Source organism: Bradyrhizobium barranii subsp. barranii (assembly GCF_017565645.3).
Lineage (GTDB): Bacteria > Pseudomonadota > Alphaproteobacteria > Rhizobiales > Xanthobacteraceae > Bradyrhizobium > Bradyrhizobium barranii.
In genome coordinates this window covers 193,552-213,717 of sequence record NZ_CP086137.1, presented here as the reverse complement: position 1 = coordinate 213,717, position 20,166 = coordinate 193,552, and the positions used below count along the sequence as shown (strand labels likewise).

General features: G+C 59.4%; 14 protein-coding genes and 2 pseudogenes. 6 read left to right on the top strand and 10 right to left on the bottom strand.

Annotated features, from left to right (window positions below; translation table 11 throughout):
* Nucleotides 1-16 precede the first annotated feature (16 nt).
* Nucleotides 17-2,137 (bottom strand): plasmid replication protein, CyRepA1 family, encoded by a 2,121-nt coding sequence (locus tag J4G43_RS52665; protein WP_208089722.1) that lies wholly within the window; start codon nt 2,135-2,137, stop codon nt 17-19.
* Between the two features lie 345 nt (nt 2,138-2,482).
* On the opposite strand from J4G43_RS52665, the gene J4G43_RS52660 reads away from it, so the two are divergent.
* Complete coding sequence (locus J4G43_RS52660) at nt 2,483-2,782, top strand: hypothetical protein (protein WP_208089721.1); 300 nt, start codon at nt 2,483-2,485, stop codon at nt 2,780-2,782.
* 87 nt (nt 2,783-2,869) lie between these two features.
* Here J4G43_RS52660 and J4G43_RS52655 read toward each other — a convergent pair whose 3' ends face one another.
* Nucleotides 2,870-3,190, bottom strand: a complete 321-nt coding sequence (locus tag J4G43_RS52655) for a cytochrome c (RefSeq protein ID WP_208089720.1) — start codon at nt 3,188-3,190, stop codon at nt 2,870-2,872.
* A gap of 113 nt (nt 3,191-3,303) precedes the next feature.
* A pseudogene (locus J4G43_RS52650) lies at nt 3,304-3,426 on the bottom strand (tyrosine-type recombinase/integrase); the annotation flags it as partial.
* Nucleotides 3,427-3,660: 234 nt separating this feature from the next.
* Between J4G43_RS52650 and J4G43_RS52645 the strand changes: the two are divergent.
* Nucleotides 3,661-4,470: a transglutaminase-like domain-containing protein gene (locus tag J4G43_RS52645; RefSeq protein WP_038945528.1), complete on the top strand. Its 810-nt coding sequence runs from the start codon at nt 3,661-3,663 to the stop codon at nt 4,468-4,470.
* 77 nt (nt 4,471-4,547) lie between these two features.
* Here J4G43_RS52645 and J4G43_RS52640 read toward each other — a convergent pair whose 3' ends face one another.
* Nucleotides 4,548-4,706, bottom strand: a complete 159-nt coding sequence (locus J4G43_RS52640) for a hypothetical protein (RefSeq protein WP_155258301.1) — start codon at nt 4,704-4,706, stop codon at nt 4,548-4,550.
* Nucleotides 4,707-4,893: 187 nt separating this feature from the next.
* Here J4G43_RS52640 and J4G43_RS52630 point away from each other — a divergent pair, with 187 nt between their 5' ends.
* Complete coding sequence (locus J4G43_RS52630) at nt 4,894-5,964, top strand: sensor histidine kinase (protein WP_080586882.1); 1,071 nt, start codon at nt 4,894-4,896, stop codon at nt 5,962-5,964.
* Nucleotides 5,965-6,380: 416 nt separating this feature from the next.
* Here the strand turns inward: J4G43_RS52630 and J4G43_RS56365 are convergent, their stop codons facing one another.
* Complete coding sequence (locus J4G43_RS56365) at nt 6,381-6,869, bottom strand: CHAD domain-containing protein (RefSeq protein ID WP_157790382.1); 489 nt, start codon at nt 6,867-6,869, stop codon at nt 6,381-6,383.
* Nucleotides 6,870-6,973: 104 nt separating this feature from the next.
* Between J4G43_RS56365 and J4G43_RS56360 the strand changes: the two genes are divergently transcribed.
* From J4G43_RS56360 to J4G43_RS52615, 3 genes and pseudogenes are all read left to right on the top strand, one after another.
* The gene (locus J4G43_RS56360; RefSeq protein ID WP_408581457.1) at nt 6,974-7,093 is read left to right on the top strand and encodes an ATPase inhibitor subunit zeta; all 120 of its coding nucleotides are present in this window, start codon (nt 6,974-6,976) and stop codon (nt 7,091-7,093) included.
* A 222-nt stretch (nt 7,094-7,315) separates the two neighbouring features.
* The gene (locus J4G43_RS52620; protein WP_208089718.1) at nt 7,316-7,663 is read left to right on the top strand and encodes a c-type cytochrome; all 348 of its coding nucleotides are present in this window, start codon (nt 7,316-7,318) and stop codon (nt 7,661-7,663) included.
* 115 nt (nt 7,664-7,778) lie between these two features.
* Nucleotides 7,779-8,294, top strand: a pseudogene (locus tag J4G43_RS52615) (2,3-bisphosphoglycerate-independent phosphoglycerate mutase); the annotation flags it as partial.
* 99 nt (nt 8,295-8,393) lie between these two features.
* Here the strand turns inward: J4G43_RS52615 and J4G43_RS52610 are convergent.
* The 5 genes from J4G43_RS52610 to J4G43_RS52590 all read right to left on the bottom strand — a co-directional run bounded on the left by J4G43_RS52610 (nt 8,394) and on the right by J4G43_RS52590 (nt 19,998).
* A complete protein-coding gene (locus J4G43_RS52610) occupies nt 8,394-8,561 on the bottom strand; it encodes a hypothetical protein (protein ID WP_208089717.1) in 168 nt (55 codons plus the stop codon).
* A 212-nt stretch (nt 8,562-8,773) separates the two neighbouring features.
* Entirely contained in the window at nt 8,774-17,374 is an 8,601-nt protein-coding gene (locus J4G43_RS52605; RefSeq protein ID WP_208089716.1) for a glycoside hydrolase family 94 protein, read from the bottom strand.
* 78 nt (nt 17,375-17,452) lie between these two features.
* The gene (locus J4G43_RS52600) at nt 17,453-17,674 is read right to left on the bottom strand and encodes a hypothetical protein (protein ID WP_028153734.1); all 222 of its coding nucleotides are present in this window, start codon (nt 17,672-17,674) and stop codon (nt 17,453-17,455) included.
* 345 nt (nt 17,675-18,019) lie between these two features.
* The gene (locus tag J4G43_RS52595; RefSeq protein WP_208089715.1) at nt 18,020-18,547 is read right to left on the bottom strand and encodes a restriction endonuclease subunit S; all 528 of its coding nucleotides are present in this window, start codon (nt 18,545-18,547) and stop codon (nt 18,020-18,022) included.
* The gene (locus J4G43_RS52590) at nt 18,544-19,998 is read right to left on the bottom strand and encodes a class I SAM-dependent DNA methyltransferase (protein ID WP_208089714.1); all 1,455 of its coding nucleotides are present in this window, start codon (nt 19,996-19,998) and stop codon (nt 18,544-18,546) included. Before J4G43_RS52590 ends, J4G43_RS52595 begins: the two co-directional genes overlap by 4 nt.
* Nucleotides 19,999-20,166: the final 168 nt, after the last annotated feature.

Below are 20,166 nucleotides of genomic sequence, written 5' to 3'. Positions count from 1 at the left end.
GTATCCCTGATGCCGTTTAAGATCGAGAAAATGCTTTTTTAGATTGTTCTTCGAAGCTCGTTGCTGCGACACGATCAGCGATCGCCATATCGAGAAGCGGATCGTCGTCGAGATAGGTGGGTCGTCCGAGGGCGTCGTATCCCACCAGCAAGTTTTTGTACGAATTGCTGACCTGAATATCCTTCCTGATGACATCTACGGCGGTGTCGAAATTGAACCTCCGCGGACTGATCCAGACTTTGACAGCGCCTGGATGGCGAACACGGGCTAGCTGTTGATCGCAATCAAAATGCGTCGTGATCAACGCGTCGAAAAAGCCGTACACGACATCAATCTCCTGCGCGTCATCTGGGAATGCAATGTCCACGCCAGTACCCAGCGAAGGTGACGTGAGAATCACGCTGTACCGAAGAGCCTGTTTGCTGGGGGTTTCGATGAATGCTTTAACGGGCGGGTCGTCTTTTGTAGCGCTTGTAATCAAGAGACCGCGTACTGTTCCCTCAAAGTCAGCAGCGATGGCGGCGTTCAGGTTGTCGATGCGCCGCTTAGAGTTGGAGGTAACAAAGACGCGTTTCTTGTTGTCGATGGCTTGCTTGAGATCAGCAAGGAGATGACTTTCCGATTGGAATATCGCGATTGTTTTGTCGACAGGATGGTCATTGAGGATGATGTGGGTTAAGCGCGGTGCAGCGGGAGGAGGGGAATGAGCTGGTCGTTCATTCCTCATTTTTGTTAGCGTTTCGAACGTCAGCCAGCTTAAATCGGCGTCGAGAGCGATCACGCGCTTTGCACGCTGTATGAGCATCTTGAATAGGATGAATATCGCTTCGCGATCTCGACCCTCCGAGTCCATGGTTTGTGAAAGAAAATGCGAGAGAACCTGCTCGGATTCATCAATTATGATAGTCTTGAAGATGTTCGCGGTTCCCGTGCGTGATCGCAGTCGTTGTAGGCTATCGAGGCAGATGCCGACGCGTAGCCGATCAATGGGACCATCAAAATCAAGATAGCATTCCAGTTTGAGACGCGCGCAGCTTTGGCGAATGAGGGCTACGCGATGTCCGATGAGCAGAACGCTGCCAGGATCGGCGTCAAGAACGGCGCTGAGGCGCTCGGTCTTTCCTGTTCCTTTCGGGCTCTTGATGAGAGTGAGACCGTCATTGATGCGATTCAGCGTCAGGTACTTGCTCGAGGTGATCGCGATGTTTGCGTCGGTCAATCCCTCGTGGATCGGGTCTTCGTTGACAAAAAGGTCCTTCAACGGTCCGAGATCGTGGTGCTTGTCGAAGTACGCTTTCACTTCGCGGACGCGTTTGTCGAAGTCGAAGAAATCGTAAGACGGAATTGTTGTACCTTCGAGCCAGAACGTCTGTGCGCAGGTCGAGCAATGCAATCCCCTTGTGCCTGTGCGCGATTTGAGGACGAACGCGCTTGCGTGCTCATCATGATGAAAGGGGCAACATACCGCTGTACCGAAATCGATCTGTGAGAACGGTAACGTCTTGCCATATCCTGTTTTTATGGGGAGTTCTGCGGCAACGGTGAGTTTGGAAACTGAGCTGGCGGTTACAGCCGAACCCTTCGTGTCGCTGTGATCGGTATCCAGCCCTTGCTTGATGAGTTCGTCCAGAAGGGCTGCGTCGATGCCACGGTCAAAGATTTGCGGATTGGAGCCGCGTGAGCCGTAGAAGATGCGAGCCGCATCTGTTGCGCCTCGATCACCATTGAGCCGCAAAGTCAGGCTTCGGGATGCCGCGACCATTTCATCCCTAGAATCGATTGTTCGCGGCAGCGCGAAGATGAGACGAAAGCGGTGCTGCTCGTTAGTGTGGCTTGGAGTGGTGTAGAAGATCGTCAGGAAGCGCTCGACGATCGGATCGCACATCATCTCATCGATGCGGCGCGTTCCGTCGATATCAACGGAGATGATGTCCGAGCAGAGGAAATTCGCCGATTTTCGGAGCCCATCGAGTTGGCAGCAGTACGCGATCCCCTTGTTGATCGAGTCCGCGAGCTGCTTCGGGGTCAACGACCTGTTGATCCAGCCCTCAGCAAACAAGGATTTATCGTTGCCCTCGTTCTTGTTGATGAGTTTCCGATTGATGGAAAGCTTGAGTTTTCGCGTAAGGACGGACATGCGCGGTCATCGTGCCACGGAGGCACGGATTCGACCACGGGACCGATGTGCCCTGGTACCGCGAGAAGTGGTGATAACAGGGAGGGTATTTTGATGGTTGTATATAAATCGGGGTGTTATCACCTCACGGGAGGTAAAATCGTATGGATAAGAGAGGTAAAATAGTAGGGAAAGGAAGCTGCCACGCGTTGAGTGGATGCCGATACTTATGCCCCCGAACGGTCCGCCGCAGGCGGACTGTCTGCCACTAGGCGGACATGTCCAACGCCGCCAGTGCCGACCTCTGAACGTCATACAAGCATAAATAGGTCATACAGCGTCATTGCCAAAAAGGAGAACAACAAAATGCATGACCTAGCAGCAACAAATCTCAGTCGCTCCCTCGGCATCTTGAAAAAAGCCGAGAAAACAAAACCAAGATCACCTGACTTGATTGGCACGATCAAAATCGAGGAACACACCCTCAAGACGCTCGTGGACCATTACAAGGAAAGCGGCAGCCTGACCGCCAATCTCGCGGGATGGGTTTATGCAGACAAGCAGGGTAAGCGGATCACGGTTGAGCTGTCACCGCGATACCAAAAGCGCGCTACCGTACAAGAATTCGACTTAGACGACTTTCTTGGCGAATCCACACTCCAATAGACCGCTGCCGCGTTAGACCAGTTCAACGATCTTCTTTTGCGCGTGGTATCGGCGCCGTCTTGCATGAAGGGGAGTAGCGCTCGCCTTTTATTGCTGCTTCAGGCTCAGGATATATGCGATCACGTCATTTGAGTCGGCTGGAGCAAGGATGAGATTGGGCATATTCTTGTGGCTTGAATGAAGAAACGCATTCAAAGCGATCCCTGTGGTCGACGGGAGGTTAGCGATGCTCTGGAAGCTCGGGGGATCAGCCTTGTCGGGGATAGTCATCGGCAGAACGTGGTGACATGAGCTGCATAGCTTTGTCGCGATTTCACGCCCGCGCAATGGATTGCCCTCAAGGGGCTGAGCGAGAGCGGAAAAGTGTGCCCCTGATACCAGTGCAGCAACGACGTAGGGAAACATCATCCAACGCATCGTGATCACCGTAAGCAGTTGTGTCGGAAAACTGCGCTCACGAGTGCACCATGTCAAATGGTGATATTTGCGGGAAGCCACCACCAAAAGTGACAAAAATATCCCTATACGAGATCGACAATCTTCCGCTGAGCGTGGCTATCGGCTTCTATGTATCGTTGGGTCGTTGATAGCGTGGAATGCCCAGCCAACATCTGGACATCGCGTAGCGAGCCGCCGACTGTCGATAGCCAAGCATCAGTCGGAGGTGCCCGCACCGGATCCGGGCGCGGGCATCCTGGAGAGGAAGCAGGCCGATCGGTCTATCAAAGATGCCCTCGAGGACGACGAGGTGAGAGAAACACTTGGACTGCATCATCGGGGCAAGCGCCCGTAGGCGTGTTGCATGCAACTTTACACTATACCATAGCGTGACCCCATAGGCGGAATCAGTCAAACCGACCAACCTGGAGGATTCTGAGGTGAAGATTCGGGTCGGCTACGAGATGATTTACGACTTTCCTCAGCCTACACCCATGATCATGGTGCTGGGCGCTCATTTCACGCGGGCTTCAGATGTGATTGTGCCCGACTATCTGACGACGGATCCCTCCGTTACGATCGTCCCATACCGTGATGGCTTCGGCAATTGGTGCAGCCGCATCGTTGCCCCACGCGGCCGGATGCGCCTGGCGACTGACGGTATCATTCGCGACACAGGCTTGCCGGATGTCGTTGTGCCCACGGCACAACAACACGCGATCGAAGACTTGCCGGCAGATACAATCGTCTATCTTCTCGGCAGTCGCTATTGCGAAACCGACCTACTGTCCGATGTCGCGTGGAAGCTTTTTGAGAAGGAGCCACCTGGATGGGCGCGCGTTCAGGCGATCTGCGATTTCGTTCACAATCACATTCAATTTGGCTATGAGCATGCGCGCGCAACAAAGACGTCATGGCAAGTCTTCAATGAGGGTAAGGGCGTTTGTCGCGACTACGCGCATCTGGCCATCACCTTCTGCCGTTGCATGAACATTCCGGCAAGATACTGCACGGGCTATCTGGGCGACATCGGTATGCCTCCGCCATATGCCCCAGGCGATTTCGCCGGATGGTTCGAAGCTTATATTGGCGGGCGTTGGTACACGTTCGATCCGCGCAACAACGTCCCGCGTATCGGACGCATATTGATTGCGCAAGTACGTGACGCTGCTGACGTCCCGATTACCCATACGTTCGGGCCCAATACCTTGGTCAGCTTCAAGGTGTGGACCGATGAGCTCAAGGCTTAGCAATCGCGAGCAGGCGCCGCTTGCTGAGCGAGATCTTTGTATCGGCCTTGGTCAATGTTGTGGCTGCATAGGCTGCTTCAGGCGTCTATGGGCTTTTGATCTGCATCAAGCGTTCTTTTCAGGTCTGAAGCAGAATTCAAACGCCCAAGCGGGGACATCGGATGCGGCGTCGTGTCAAGCAGACGAAAGCTCTGGAACAGCGCCTGGCGGAAGAGGCCGTGCGATTGCGTCAGCAAGCAAAATTGCTTCCTGTAGGCCCTGGGCGCGAGAGACTGATACGCAAGGCCCGGCAGGCTGAAATTGGCTTGCAGATCAGTAGTTGGCTGCGCTCACCGGGTCTTCAGCCGCCGGAGTAGTTCTCCGCCACCACGAACGGTGGCTGCTGGAATACCAAACTTGGTATCGTTGGTATTGGAGTAAGCTATGAGCAATGCGTTCACGCCTCCAGGACAAGAGCCCGTTCGACCGGAGCCATTTCGACAGCCCGAGGATTGCCCCCGCGCATTTTGCGTTGCGATCGAGGCGGGGCAAAAGGAAGTCGAAAGGCTGAAGCACACGGAAGCCCAATTGCGAGACGCTCTCGCGCGTGAACAAGTGCTGCTCGATCAGAAAGACGAATTAATTCGGCACAAAGATCTGATGAACCGCGAGTCTGACCATAGACTGATGAACGGCCTTCAGATGGTTGCAAGCTTGCTTTCACTGCAAAGCCGGGAAGTGCCGAACGCCAAGGCAGCAGATCAACTGAAGATCGCTGCAAATCGGGTCGCCACCATAGGGAGCGTGCATAAACGTCTTCACGCTCTTGATCACGTCGGAAGTGTCGAGCTCAAGCATTATCTTGAGAACCTCTGCCACGACCTAAGGGGGATTCTTCCGGGCGAACATCGCGATCTTGCAGTTGAGGGTATTGCGGTGGAAGTGCCGACCACGATCGGAGTACCGCTGGGATACATTGTCAGTGAGCTTGTTATGAACTCCGCCAAACATGCCGACGGCAAAATCACAATAAGAGTGGGCATGAGCGCGGAAGGCTACGAACTCTCGGTCTCTGACGACGGCCCCGGCTTTCCAAAGGGATTTGATCCAACGAGGTCGAAAGGTCTCGGGATGAAGATCGTTTCATCTTTGGTCAATCAAATCGGCGGCCAGGCAATCTTCGGCGCAAATCCTTCCGGGCGAGGCGCGCGTTTCACGGTTCGGTTCACGCTCAACAGGCTATCCGAATCCGTTGCAGAGAGCGCTGCTCCGAAGAGCGTATTATCTGACCTGGATGATCAGCGAATGCCTGCATCTCTAAGCACGCGGCCGATGTGTCCGGTGTGTAAGCACCGGATGGCATTGGCACGCGTCTCGCCTGGCAAGCGTGGTTTCGAGGAGCGTACATTTGAATGCTCGACCTGCGAACGCACGGAAGTTGTGTCTTTCGCCGTGGATCCAATGAAAACAGATGCTGTCGGGTGGCTGGCAGGCGAGTTGAGGCCGCCGCAATAATTCGGTGACGGCTTTGCGTGACAGAACGCGGCTGCTTCTTCACTTTTCGTCGTTACGAAAGGCCTCGGACCGGCCGTCGTTGCCGAATCTCTGGACTGCCTCCGATGCCGGCAGACGAGGACAGCTTACTGGAGGCAAATCCACGCCCGTAGACGCTTCGATGCCGCGCTTCGCCTCTCTTGCCTCGGCACGACGGTGTTGAAAGACTAGAAACCGATCGCACGTTTTCGATTTGAATCGACAGCTGTCGTACTGAAAGCGCCATGGAAGCGTACAGGATGAATGAATCAACGAGGATGGAAGCGTACGAAGCGACGCTCACCGTTTCCCTGGAGAAGGTTTGCTTCATCGTTCATCGTGACCGATCTTTGCTTGCAGCCACTATGAGTTGCGGGTGTTGATGTGGAATCAAGAGCTTAGCGGTGCCGCCGTGAAGGCTCAACCGGGGCGGTCCGCCGCAAAGCCTCCGGCGCCCGTTGAAACGCTTGATCAGCCTGTCCAAGTAGTTTTCGCTTGCTCTTGCGATAATGGGGAGGCAGACGTTGTGCCGTCTTCCGCAGGCGGTCGAGGTCTCGGAGGTCGCCTAACGCGCGATGCGCTCGTGTGGCGATTTCACCGAATGCCAAATCATGCGGAGGAATGCTGACTTGCAGAGACTGCAGTGCCGCCAACATATAGCGGTAGCGTTTGCACCGGATTCGCAGCCGATGTAGTTGTTTGCGCCGGAGAGTTCGAAGACGTTGGCCTTTTTGCCAAATTTCGGTCCTCCAATCACCTAAAATCGCTTGGCTGTAGACATCGATGGGCTCGGACCGGAGCTGCTGATCATGCTTCAGCCAGGGACCCTTCGCCAGCCAACGATTGAGCGTCGCTATCAATTGATCGTATCGAGCAGAGGTCAGCATTCGCGTTAGGCTACGCAACAGAAGTGGATTTTCGCTGACCGGCGTTGACATGAATCAATAGCTGACTGTGTGTCCCGACTAGCTTTGCTTGCGAGCGCGACGGAATGAGACGAACAATGACTTCGTTCGACGAGCGTGAAAACGCTCATGAAACGGACTCTGCCCATCGCGAAGAGTTGAAGTTCAAAGCGCGAGAGCGCGCTGTCAAGTCGCTTGCGCTTTGAGAAGGCTATCCCCCGATGGAGATCAATGAGTGCAAGTCGGCGCGCTGGATTCAGGGTGCACTAAAAGACGATGAGGTTCGGGAGGCCATACGGAGGTCTTGTTCACCGGGGCGACCGGAAAGGGCACGCAAGGTGATGCCGATGAAGCCACGGCTATTTGATCGCCCTGTCGGTGTCCTGTCCGCGCGGTCCGCGAACCCGGTCTCAGGGAAGTGCAGACGAATGGCAGCGCGTTTCGTGGGGCAGGCTCTCAGCCTCAGCATCGGATTGCTTCTGTGCTTGCCGGCACACATCGAGGCCGCCGACCTCAGGAAGGTAGCGAAGCAAGGCAAGATGGTCCTTGAAGAAAGATGCGGCCGCTGCCACGCGATCGAAGCTTTTGGGAAAAGCCCGCTCAAGGAAGCCCCGCCGATGCGCGATATCTACGCCCGGTTCAATCCACGCGAGCTGCAAGCAGAGCTCTCGGAGGGCATGGTTTCCAAGCACAGGGAAATGCCACAGATCGAATTCTCCGATGAAGACGTCCGCGCGATCCTAGCCTACCTTTACGCTCTCGCGGTCGAGAAATGAGATCGGGGCATGCTCACAGGGGATCGAGACGGTGTCGCAGGTTAGCGACACGCCGACAGATAGTATCTCATCACCTTTCGATCGGCCCCGTCGGATAGGCGGGAGGGCTCAAGAGATGCACAAGCGCCGATCCGTGATGCTGGTCGTTTTGGACGGCTGGGGTTGGCGAGAAGAGATCGCTGACAATGCCGTTCGTCAGGCGCGAACTCCCAATTTCGACCTTCTATGGGGCAGCTGCCCGCATGCCCTCCTGCGAACGTCGGGCCAGGATGTCGGGCTGCCGCAAGGGCAAATGGGTAATTCTGAGGTCGGGCATCTCAACATTGGCGCCGGTCGCGTCGTGATGCAGGACCTGCCGCGTATCAGCGCGGCGATTGCCGACGGCGAGATCAAGCATACGGCTGCCCTCATCGGCCTGATCGACCGGCTGCGGCTGACCGGCGGTACCTGCCACCTCTTGGGTTTGGTCTCACCAGGGGGCGTGCACTCGCATCAGGATCACGCGGTAGCGCTCGCGAAGATACTCACTGAGGCCGGTGTGTCTGCAGTCTTGCATGTGATTACCGACGGCCGTGACACCCCACCGCGGTCTGCAATTGGGGATATTTCGCGCCTGAGCGCGGCGCTGCCGCAGCGCATGGGCACGAGCCGGACAGCGGCGGCGAGGATGTGCCTTTGTTCGGTGATATGGCAAGCTCGTAATCGCCCAACGCCTGTCGCTTCGTGGAAATTACTCAATTTGAGGGGCGCTCGTTAAATAGACGCTCCACTCATCGGGATCGTCGCCAGCATCCAAGTCGATTTCCTCGTCGCTGATTGCCTGATCGCGAGACTGCTCCCATTCGGCATGTTGTGCCGCCGTCGCCTCTTGCGCTTGAATGATAGACTTTCGTCCCATAGCGGCTTTCCGTCCCCGTCAACGAGCGCCCTCAGGTCAGATCGTATGCCACCTTCCTGGTCGTTAATCATCGAGCGCGCTTCATCATCATCCTCAGCGCGAAATGCTAATGTCACCTTCCCGCCAATGCTCGCGACGTACGTTCTCACGATATTACTCCTCTCAGGCAGTCCCAGTTTCGACAATTATAGACCTTGTTGAGGCCCACCGCACTAGCCCAGCCGGACTTGCAGCCGATGGATCGCGCCGTCGTCTTTGAGTGGAATGGAAAGCGGCCGCGCGGCGATCTTCGCACCATCGAGCTCCGCCGCCGCAATGCCGCGCGGCACACTTTGCGGGTTCTCGACCACGATCTCGTACCGTGACGCGCCGTGGCGGAGTGTGATCTCGAAACGGGGCCATGACTTGGGAATGCAGGGGTCAAGACGCAGAACGTTGCCTTCGATGCGAAGTCCGAGGATGGACTCGATGCCGGCGCGCTGCATCCAGCCGGCCGAGCCCGTGTACCAGGTCCAGCCGCCGCGCCCGACATGGCCGGGTGCGGCGTACACGTCGGCGGCGACGACATAGGGCTCCACCTTGTAGCGGTGCATGTCGATGCGCGTGCGGGCGTGGTTGATCGGATTGAGTATCCAGAAGAGCGCCGCCGCCTTGTCGCCATCTCCGAGGCCTGCAAAGGCCATCACGGACCAGAGAGCGGCATGGGTGTACTGGCCGCCATTCTCGCGCACGCCCGGCGGATAGCCCTTGATGTAACCAGGGTCGAGCGCCGAGCGATCGAAGGGCGGCGTGAACAGCAACGCCAAGCCATCGTGATGCAGTATCAGCTCGCGGTCGACGGCCCTCATACCTTGGGCCGCGCGATCGGGCCGCGCCGCACCGGAGATCACTGCCCAGGATTGGGAAATTGAGTCGATCCGGCACTCATCGTTTGTTGCCGAGCCCAGCGGAGTGCCGTCGTCGAACCAGCCGCGCCGATACCAGTCGCCGTCCCAGGCTTGGCTTTCCAGGCCAGTCGTCAGCGCCTGCATGTGCTTGCGCCAGTTCGCTGCCCGCGCTGCGTCGCCGCGCCCATCGGCGATGGTGGCGAAGACGTCGAGAGTGGCGTGCAACAGCCAGCCAAGCCAGACGCTCTCGCCCCGACCACCTTCGCCGACGCGGTTCATGCCGTCGTTCCAATCGCCGCCGCCGATCAGCGGTAGGCCATGGCTGCCGACCGCTAGGCTCGCGTCCAGCGCACGGGCACAATGCTCGTAGAGGCTGGCGCTCTCGTCCGAGACGGTCGGCTGGAAGAAGCTGTCGCTCTCGCCCGGCTGCAGCGTCTGGCCCGTCAGGAAGGGGACGACTTCATCGAGCACGAGGGGGTCGGCGGTGACTCGCACATAGTGTGCGACCGCGTAGGCGAGCCACACACGGTCATCCGATATGTGCGTGCGCACGCCTTGGCCTGAGTGCGACAGCCACCAGTGCTGGACGTCGCCCTCGACGAACTGGCGGCTTACGGTTCTCAGGAGATGTTCGCGGGTTATCGATGGACGGATCGTGGCGAGCGCCATACAGTCCTGCAACTGGTCCCGGAAGCCATAGGCGCCGCTGGCTTGGTAGAAGCCCGATCGCGCCCAGACGCGGCAGGCGAGCGTTTGGTAGACGAGCCAGCCGTTAAGCATGATATCCATCGACCGGTCCGGTGTCTTCACCTGAACTGCGCCGACGATCTCATCCCAAAATCCACGGACTTCGGTGAGCACGGCATCCAGGTCCGCCTGGCGGTATCGCGCGATCAGCGACTGCGCCTCCGCGTCGTCCGAGGCGTCGCCGAGGAAGAAGACGATCTCGGCAACCCCATTCGGCTCGATATCGACCACGGTCTGGAGAGCGGCGCAGGGATCTAGTCCGGCGCCGACCCGCCCCGAAAGCGAAGTCCCGTTGATCAGGGCCGCCGGCCAGGCGAGCGCGCCGTTGCGGCCGATAAACTCCCGGCGATCACCCGTCCAACTCGCTTGGCGCCCGGCCAGGTCCGCGAAGGCAGAGCGCTTCGCGAAGGCCGGATTCCACAGGTTGTTTGCAATGATCGCCCCGCTTTTCGGATCGATGCGTGTGGTGATCGATGGCGCCGCCGCGCCGCGGGACGCGCCGAGAACCCATTCCACATATGCCGTCACCGACAGCCGTCTGGTGCGGCTCGAAAGATTGCGCATTCTCAAGCGCGAGATCTTCACCGGATCAGCGACCGGTACATATTCCAGGAGCTCGGCGGCGATGCCCTGCGAGGTGTGCTCGAAACGGCTATAACCCCATCCATGGTGCGCCGAATAGGTGGCCGCTTCGTCCCGGATCGGCAGCGCCGTGGGGCTCCAGAGATGTCCAGTCTCCTCATCCCGAAGATAGAAAGCCTGGCCCGGTTGATCAGTGACTGGATCGTTGGACCAAGGCGTCAGCTGATGCTCTCGGCTGTTCACGGACCAGGCGTAACCGCCGCCTTCCGCGGACACCAGGAAACCGAAGCTAGGATTGGCGATCACGTTGATCCACGGCACCGGCGTCGATTGGCCCGGGCCGAGGATCGTCACGTATTCGCGGCCGCCCTCGGCGAAGCCACCGAGGCTATTGAAGAACTCCACGCCAGGCGGCCGTCTCGAGATCTGGAGCTCGGAAGCGGGCAAACCACGCTTTGCTGTGACCCGGGGCAAAGGCCTGGCTTCGGGCGCGCGTTCAAGCTGATCCGCGAGCCGTCCCCGCGCGCCGACCAAGACAATACGCGCGACGGACGCAAGAAGGCCGAGGGCCTCCGGCGAGGTCAAGTCGGAGCGCAGCATGAAGGTGTGCCCGGGTGGCCCATCTTCTCCAATCCGGGGCCGGGATTGTTTGGCCCTGACCAAGGTCTCCAGCGCGATCTGGAGATCCTGAACGTAGGAGGAGGCAAGCTCGTTGATGATAACCAAGTCCACCGCAAGCCGCTTCATCCGCCAATATTCCACCGCCTGGAGCACCTCGCGCGCCACATTGAGTTGGTCGATGTCAGAAATGCGGACCAGGATGATCGGCAGATCGCCAGATATGCCCATGCCCCACAAACCCGGCTGCCCACCAATCCCGCTTTCGATGGTTTGCGACGGCGAACGGAGCACGGGCGCGGCGTAGACGAGGTGACCGGCTAGACGCTGGTATTGTCCCGCCTCGCCGCGCGTAATGCCGAGGTGGTGCAATTGCACTTGGGCTTGCGTCCAGGCGAGCGCGGCGGCGCGTTCGAAGGCGCCGACATCGTGGTGCTTGTCAGCAAGGTCGAGGATCTCCTGACGAGTGGAGGCGACCATCGTCCAGAAGTCGATCCGTGTCGTCGCGCCGGGCGCGATCCGCACCCGGCGGCGAAGGGCAAATATTGGATCGAGCACCGCACCGGTCGAGCTGGAGAGAGGCCGACCGCCCACGACTGCGCCCGGTGCGCGAACACTGCCGCCGCGACCCAGGAACCGCACGCGCTCGGTCTCGAACTCGCGCTTGCCTACCGCTACACCGTGGACAACTGCCAGGTGCGCAGCCCAGACCTCCGGCTCGTTGGGTGCCCGCCGCCGCCTCGTCGCCAGTATGGCGCCGAGGCCGGCGAGATGCTCGGTCTCTATGAACAGTTTCGAGAAGGCGGGGTGTGCCACGTCTGCGGCCTGTGATGCCAAAGCCAGTTCGACATAGGAAGTCACCTCAACCTCGCGCGGCTGGTCGCCGAAGTTCGAGATCGTCACGCGGCGCACTTCCGCATCGTCTTCGGCGGAAACCAGCACCTCCATGTTTGTCGCCAGCGCTCCGTCTCGACGCGTGAACTCGGCGCGATCCTCGTTGAAGATGACGTCGCACGCCTCAGGCTCTGCATCAGTCGGCTGGTAGGTCGCCGACCAGACCTCGCCGCTCGCGATGTCCCTCAAGAAGATGTACGGGCCCCAATCGTCGCAGGTGGCGTCCTCTCGCCAGCGCGTCACGGCCAAGTCGCGCCAGGCGCTGTAGCCAGATCCGGCCGCCGTGAGCATCACGGAGTAGCGGCCGTTCGACAACAGCTGCGTGGCTGGGGTAGCGCTGTACGGGCTTGCCTTTCGCCAATTGCCGGGTCCTTCAATCTCGCGGATCCTGGCCGCTGACTTCGCGTCTGAGACCAACGGCGGAGTCGCCATGACCTCGCGTGGCACGCGCTCCTGCAGAAGCAACTCTGTCGCTTCTACGATCGGTTCGGCATGGAAGCGGTTTCGCATCAAGCCGTCCAAAAGGGTATCGGCGATTGCGGTGATCGTCATACCTTGGTGGTGGGCCATGAACGCGCGCACAATGGCTACACGATCTCCGTCAGGGACCCGAGCTCGCGTGAAGTCCAGCGCCTCGTAAAAACCGTGACGGCCGCGGGCGCCGAGGGCCTCGAGCCGTTCGAAGTTCTTTACTGCGGCCTGAGGGTCGACCATGCAAGCCAGAGCGGTGGCGTAAGGAGCGACCACGGCATTGTCCGCCAACCCTCGCTTCAGGCCGAGACCTGGAATGCCGAAGTTGGAGTACTGGTACGTGAACTCCAGATCTTGCGCGTTGTAAGCGGACTCCGACACGCCCCAGGGCGCCCGCATCGTCGTTCCATACGCGATCTGGCGGCGGACAATCAGCCGGTTGGTCTGCTCGATCAGGCTCTCGGCCGGTGCCCTCATGACGATTGAAGGCATCAGGTACTCGAACATCGAGCCCGACCAAGAGATCAGCGCTGCGCCATCTGCTACCGCAGTCACCGCGCGGCCCAGCCGGAACCAATGCCGCGCCGGTGCGTCCCGCTTGGCAATGGCGAAGAAGCTTGCGAGCCTCGCCTCCGAGGCGAGAAGGTCATAACAACGCGGATCGAGCTCTCCCTCGGATGCCCGATATCCGATGGAGAGCAGCAGCCGGTCGGGGTCGAGCAGAAAGTCGAACTCCATCGACAGCGCTGTCGACCGCGCGGCTTCCTCCAGCGACTTCAGCCGCGCCTCCAGTGAGACTACGCTGCTCGTGCTAAGATCGCGCCGGTGACTTTCAATGCAGGCATTGACTGCATCGGCCCAGAACTGCAGGTCCGCGCCCGCCTGGTCGCTTTCTTCGAGAACGGTCTGATGGACAACGTCGGCCAGGATCGCGGCCTGTTCTGACACTTCCGCAAGCCGCTGTTCGATATCAATGGCGCGGGCACCCGCCTGAAGCAGGCTGGACGCCAGCCGTCCGATTTCGTCGTCGAGGCGCCGCCATGACACCGCCTGGGACTTGCGCAGGTCGCGCAACCGACGAGCTTCGTCCCGGACGAGGTCGAGAGCATCGGCCACACCTTGGAGGCGCTGCTGCTCCGCCATGGCCGAGGTGCGCCACTCATGGCATGCGTTGGCGAGCGCGATTAGGTGTCCAGCGAGATTCCCGCTGTCGACCGAGGACACGTACTGCGGATCGAGCGGACGCAGGTCACGTGTATCGTACCAATTGAAGAAGTGACCCCGGTGCTTTGCCAGCCGATCCATGGTCGCGAGCGTCGCCTCGAGCCGCTCCACGGCCTCGGTGGTCCCGATCCACCCGAAGTCCCGCGCGCACGCGCCTGACAACAAATAAAGGCCGATGTTGGTCGGCGATGTGCGATGGGCCAGTACGAACGCTGGAGCTTCCTGCAAATTGTCTGGCGGAAGCATGTTGTCGGTCGGTGTGACCGATGCTTCGAAAAAGCGCCATGTCCTTCGGGCTATGCGGCGCAAGCTGAGAACGTCAGCGGCGGCCAACTGACGCCGGCCCAAGACCCGGGGCGACAGGCTCGCCCAAAGGGCGACATACGGAGAGGCGAGCCAGGCGCCTGCAAACACGGCGGCCAAAGGCCACGTTTGTTGTCCCCATAGCCAAGCCACGCTCATGGCCACGACGCCGATGACCAAGGCTCCGGACATTCGCCGATAGAAACTCAGCGCGCGTGGACGCGGCCCGAATGCCGCGTGAGCCGCAGGGACCCATTCGAGAAGGTTGCGGCGCGTAAACGCGAGCCGTACCAGGGTGCGAACGATTGCATCACCCATTAGCCAGGCCTGGTGAGCAAGGAAGACAATCATCAGGCCAGACTGGATAAGCGCAAGGCGCAGGTCTGCGCCGAGAGCCCGGACATGACTGCGCAGCGTAACACCGGGTCGGCGCGGCGCGATCTCGGCGATCACGGGAATAAGTGGCGGCAGCACGATTGTCGATAGAATGAAGCCAGTCCAGACCGCCGCTTCTTCAAGCGGCATCGCCCATCCCGCGATCAGCGCCAAAACAATCGCCGGCGCAGCCAGTGACCGCCGCAGGTTATCGAGCATCTTCCAGCGGCCCATCGCGGGAACACCAGACATCGGCCGGTGATCGGGGCGTCTGGGTCCACGTCCGAAGAGCCATGGTAGCAGCTGCCAGTCGCCTCGCGCCCAGCGGTGGTGGCGAAGAGCCGCAACGTCGTACCGAGGAGGAAAATCCTCTACCACCTCGACATCAGAGGCGAGGCCGGCGCGTGCAAATATCCCCTCGAACAGATCGTGGCTGAGGAGCGTCGACTCGGGCACGCGTCCGTGCAGCGCCGCCTCAAAGGCGTCCACGTCGTAGATGCCCTTGCCCGTATATGAGCCCTCACCGAAGAGATCTTGGTACACGTCCGAGACCGCTGCGGCGTAAGGATCTATGCCGGTTGCGCGAGAGAACACGCGCAGAAAGAGCGAGCCTTCGCGTCCCACTGGCAGTGCTGGCGTGACTCTGGGCTGCATGATACCGTAGCCTTCGACGACTCGCCCCAGATCTGCGTCAAAGCGCGGCCGGTTGAGAGGATGCGCCATCTTGCCGATCAGCCGTCCGACCGTCTCGCGCGGGAGCCGCGTGTCCGCATCGAGCGTAATGACGTAGCGCACATTATCGGGCACAGTAGAGGGCGCCAAGAATGTGGTGTCCTTGGCGCCTCGCAAGAGCCGATTGAGCTCGGACAGCTTCCCGCGCTTTCGTTCCCACCCCATACAACAGCCTTCGCCTTCGCTCCACACCCGCCGCCGATGCAACAGCAGGAAGCGGTCGCCCCCCGGTGCAGGTCCGTAGCGTCGGTTCAGCCTCGCGATACCGGCTTTCGCAGCAGTCAGCAGCTCATCGTCACCGTCCTCCAGCTCGCTTGCTGCATCGCGCCAATCGGTCAGTAGTGCGAAATGAAGATCGCCCTGAGCGCTTGCCAGGTAGTGGATCTCAAGCCGGACGATCAGCTCTTCGATTTCCTTGAGCGATGTCAGCAGAGCCGGCACTGCGACAAGAGTGCGCAGGTCTACGGGGATGCCGCCAAGCAGTTCGAGCGCCGGCAGCAAAGTGGCGCGGAAACCTCGGGTGATGAGGTAGTTGACGACTGCGACGGCCACGTCGATCGCCGGGACGAGTCCAAGAATCCCGAGCAGCAGCAACCATCTCCACTCCAGACCCCCCAATGCGGCGACAGACAGCGGAACGGCCAGCACGCCGGCTGCGATGAGCGCGCCGGACCCGACATACCCGCCGATTCCCATTGCGCGATAGGCCCGTCGCGGCCAGCTCAGCAGAGACGGCCTAAAACCGATCGCCGCTTCGAATCCGGTTCGCCCGCCTGCGATCAGATAGTAGCCGGGATCTGTCAGGCGGACGTTGCCGTCATCGACATTCGCTTCGGACGCGCGCCTCGCCGCGTCCACCGCTGCGTGGGCAATCTCCAATTCGGTGAGTTCACAGCCGCGAGCGAGGTGCTCGACTGCGTCGCGATAGAGGTTGCGCGACGGGAAATCCATGTGTTCGAAGGCGCTGCCGGCCTTGAAGACGTCATCGACCAGGCTGACGCGCTCGAACAGATCCGTCCAATCGACATCGGTGATGAGGCGCATACTCGTGATGATGTTACGGACTGTGACGGTGCCGGCGACCTGCCTCTGGTGTTCGCCTCGGACGACGGTTTCGGCAGTCGTTCCCTGCCGAGCCAGTTGCTTGTCGAGCCACTCTAATGCCGGCGCAATGCTGGGATCCTGATCGCGCAAGCGATAGACCAACTGCATGAGAAAGCTATCTGGGATAGTTGTCTGGGGATGCGGCGGAAGGACTGCCTCGGCTGGTTCGACGACGCGGCCGCCAGTCCCCAGCAACCGATCTGCCACAGCGTCCGCGGCGCCCCGCCCGGCCCGGCTTTCGACGACGCGCTCGGCGATCCGCCTGAGGTTCTCGACGAGCACGATGCGTAGGGTTGTCGCCACCGCCCACAGTTCGCCGATGCTCAGCGGCTGCACTTCCTGATAGGCGCGCAGGTAGCGGCGAAGTACCTCCGGGTCGAAGAGGCTGTCGGTGTGGGCCACGTACGCCCACGCCACGCCGAGCACGCGCGGATACCCCGCGAAGGGGCCGCCGGCGAGCTTCGGAAGTTGCCGATAGTAGCCGGGCGGTAGATCGACCCGGACCTCGCGGATCTGCTTCTCCACCACGTGAAAGTTGTCGATCAGCCACTCGGCCGTGGGGGTGATGGCCGCCCCCGCATCGATAGCCTGAGCGACATCGCGGTAGGCCGCCAGAAGCACAGCCTCATTATCGGCGAGCCTCGCCGTCAATGACGGGCCCTTCGATTGGTATGGCATCACGGCCTGTGCGGAGGCAAGGCTGCGCGCGTGTTCTTCAAGCCGATCGACGCTGAAGAGCTCAGACCGGATGGGAGCTCCGTCGTCCCACGGCGGTGACGATCCATGTGTCCTAAGCCATCGCCGAAACCGCAAGCTCAGCGCACTCTTGAGGGGCGGTCTGCGCCTGCCCGCGAAGTCATCGAACTCGACAAGCATCGCCTTGCCGCCCCTTCAACGTGGGCCTGGCCGCTGGCGGCGCCAGCGTCCCACGCTCCCACCATCCTTCGAGCGGCCTCAAGCCGAGAGGGGTCTTGCGTCCGCGGTCTTCGTAAGCGGCCCGCTCGGGACGGCATCCTCGATAATTACTTCCGCGCACTCGCCATGGCAGCGGATGGCGTTGGCCAGACAGTTCGCCTCGCGGATCGCCAAATCTCTCGACCAGAATGGCGTCATCATGCGCTTATCCATCCGGATGGCCCAGCCATGCTGCTCTTTGATAACGTGGAATGTGATCATCGTATGTCACCGCGAATGGACCGCTTACATCACTAGGCGCCCGGACGATCGGAAAATTGCAGATCCATTCAACCCCGCGGAGAATGGGCCGCGTTGATCTACGTCAAATGTCCCGGCGGCTGCGTTCCTGACGTAAAAGAGAAGAACCTGCCCTGACGCGGGCGAGTCGTCCTGCCTCAGACGCACGTAGCCCTGATTATCTCGAATTGGGACATTACCATGTGACTCCGACTTTGTGGGTCAACCCATTGACCTTTTGACGAGTCGATTGCCCACTATCTAATAGATCCAGGCGAGACGAATGAACGCGCGCGACGACGAGAGCTACTATCGTGGCTTGCTTGTTTAGAGGCAGTCGGAACTTCCGAAGCCGCGCTCAAGGTCGTAGTCCTCGATGCGTTTTTGTTGAGGGAGGGGCGGAAGCGGTACAGGCCAATTTTGCACCACAGCTGTATTCACTACCACCTGGGCAGAACCTACCTTCCTTGCCAACAGGTGGCGCTGAGCCTCCGGCGACCGAATGTAGTGGGCCAAATACTCAGGAACGACTAACTTTCCCGATCTTACCAAGATGACGTTGGCACAGTTTGTTGGTCCCAGATCGTCCGGGATCAGCGCACAATGCACTGAATGGGTAATAACGCGAGACATCAAAATGTCGCCTCCCTTGACCTCAGATTTCTTGAGAGAGGCATGAAACTCGGGAGTGATATATTTGACGGTTTCCAAGTTCAGACCGGACGCCCCAACGTTCTGAGTTCGCAAGAAGAGAACGCCGTCGTCGCGATAGTAAGGCGACGTAGTTCCCACATGGCCAACGGTCACGCGCTCGCACACTTCCCCAAGTGTTGACGTTTGCCAGGTTTCCCTCACAGCATCCTCCCGATGTCTGCAAGGATCTCCGCATTCTCCGCGTCCAGCGCCATCATTTCGACGATGATGTCGTTTGGATCGCGCAGAGCTGCCTCGCCAGCCTTGTTCGGGTTCTTCACCGAGAGGTCATAGGTCGTACTGTCGACACTCTTCGCATCGACCGTCCACGAATTCTTGCTGTCCTTGAACTTCGCCTGCAACGCGACGAATTCCTTCAGGTCGTCGTCGTTGAGCGGATTGGTCTTGCCAAGGTTGCGGCCGGGATCGAGTTTGTAAAACCAGACCTTGCGTGTGGGCGCGCCCTTCTCGAAGAATAGCACGACGGTCTTGACGCCTGCGCCATGAAACGTGCCGCCCGGCATGTCCAGCACTGTGTGCAGATTGCAGCCTTCCAACAGCTCCTTGCGAAGAGCAACCGAGGCGTTGTCGGTGTTTGACAGGAAGGTGTTCTTGATGACGATGGCCGCGCGGCCACCGGCCTTTAGCGACTTGATGAAATGCTGAAGGAACAGGAACGCCGTTTCGCCGGTCTTTATTGGGAAATTCTGCTGGACCTCCGGGCGCTCCTTGCCCCCGAACGGCGGATTGGCCAAGACAATGTCGAAGCGGTCCTTCTCCTGAATGTCGTTGATATTTTCGGCAAGCGTGTTGATGTGCAGGACATTTGGCGCCTCGACACCGTGCAGGATCATGTTCATGATCGCGATGACGTAGGCGAGGCTCTTCTTCTCCTTGCCGAAGAATGTCCTTTCTTGGAGGGTCTTCAGATCCCTGGTCGACAGGTCCGGCTTGGCACGCAGGTAGTCATAGGCCTCGCAAAGGAAGCCAGCTGAGCCGCACGCGCCGTCATAGATACGCTGGCCGATTTCCGGTCTCACCACCTTTATCATTGCGCGGATGAGCGGGCGCGGCGTGTAATACTCGCCACCGTTCCTGCCCGCATTGCCCATGTTTTTGAGCTTGGCTTCGTAAATATGCGACAGCTCGTGCTTCTGGTCTTGTGAACGAAAGCTCAGGCCATCCATCAGTTCGAGTGCGTCACGCAGCGAGTACCCGCTTCGAAAGCGGTTCTTGATCTCGCCAAAAATTTCGCCAATCTTGTATTCGACCGTGTTGGAACCTTCGGCGCGCGCCCTGAAGCTGTGCAGATATGGAAACAGGTCGCGATCGACATAGTCGATGAGGTCATCGCCGGTCAGCGCCTTGTCGTGATCAAAAGACCCGTCGCGTTTTTTCGGCGCAGCCCACGCTGACCAACGGTGCGGTCTGTCAATAATGTAAGTGTATTTCTTGCCCTGAAGCTCGGCCTTTTGCTCATTGGCCCGCTCAAGATCATCAAGGTACTTGAGAAACAGGATCCACGACGTTTGCTCGGTATAATCAAGCTCGGTGGCGCATCCAGCCTCTTTCCACAACACGTCGTCAATGTTTTTAAAGGTCTGTTCGAACACGACTTACGCCCCCGGTGGCTGAGCACCATAAGAAATTGACCGTCCAAACGCCATGGGTACAACCATACGTGGACGGAGCGAGAGGAGACTTTTCTACAGCGTTGGGAGCTGCCGAGCCAGAACCTTAACCGGCGGCGATTGGGAAAGCCGAAAAATCCGTTAATTGGC

Excerpts from the sequence above, each read along its gene's own strand:
- J4G43_RS52665 (WP_208089722.1), bottom strand. The coding sequence starts at position 2,137 with ATGTCCGTCCTTACGCGAAAACTCAAGCTTTCCATCAATCGGAAACTC.
- J4G43_RS52620 (WP_208089718.1), top strand. The coding sequence starts at position 7,316 with ATGGCAGCGCGTTTCGTGGGGCAGGCTCTCAGCCTCAGCATCGGATTG.
- J4G43_RS52660 (WP_208089721.1), top strand. The coding sequence starts at position 2,483 with ATGCATGACCTAGCAGCAACAAATCTCAGTCGCTCCCTCGGCATCTTG.
- J4G43_RS56360 (WP_408581457.1), top strand. The coding sequence starts at position 6,974 with ATGAGACGAACAATGACTTCGTTCGACGAGCGTGAAAACGCTCATGAA.
- J4G43_RS52610 (WP_208089717.1), bottom strand. The coding sequence starts at position 8,561 with ATGGGACGAAAGTCTATCATTCAAGCGCAAGAGGCGACGGCGGCACAA.
- J4G43_RS52605 (WP_208089716.1), bottom strand. The coding sequence starts at position 17,374 with ATGCTTGTCGAGTTCGATGACTTCGCGGGCAGGCGCAGACCGCCCCTC.
- J4G43_RS52600 (WP_028153734.1), bottom strand. The coding sequence starts at position 17,674 with ATGATCACATTCCACGTTATCAAAGAGCAGCATGGCTGGGCCATCCGG.
- J4G43_RS52630 (WP_080586882.1), top strand. The coding sequence starts at position 4,894 with ATGAGCAATGCGTTCACGCCTCCAGGACAAGAGCCCGTTCGACCGGAG.
- J4G43_RS52655 (WP_208089720.1), bottom strand. The coding sequence starts at position 3,190 with ATGATGTTTCCCTACGTCGTTGCTGCACTGGTATCAGGGGCACACTTT.
- J4G43_RS56365 (WP_157790382.1), bottom strand. The coding sequence starts at position 6,869 with ATGCTGACCTCTGCTCGATACGATCAATTGATAGCGACGCTCAATCGT.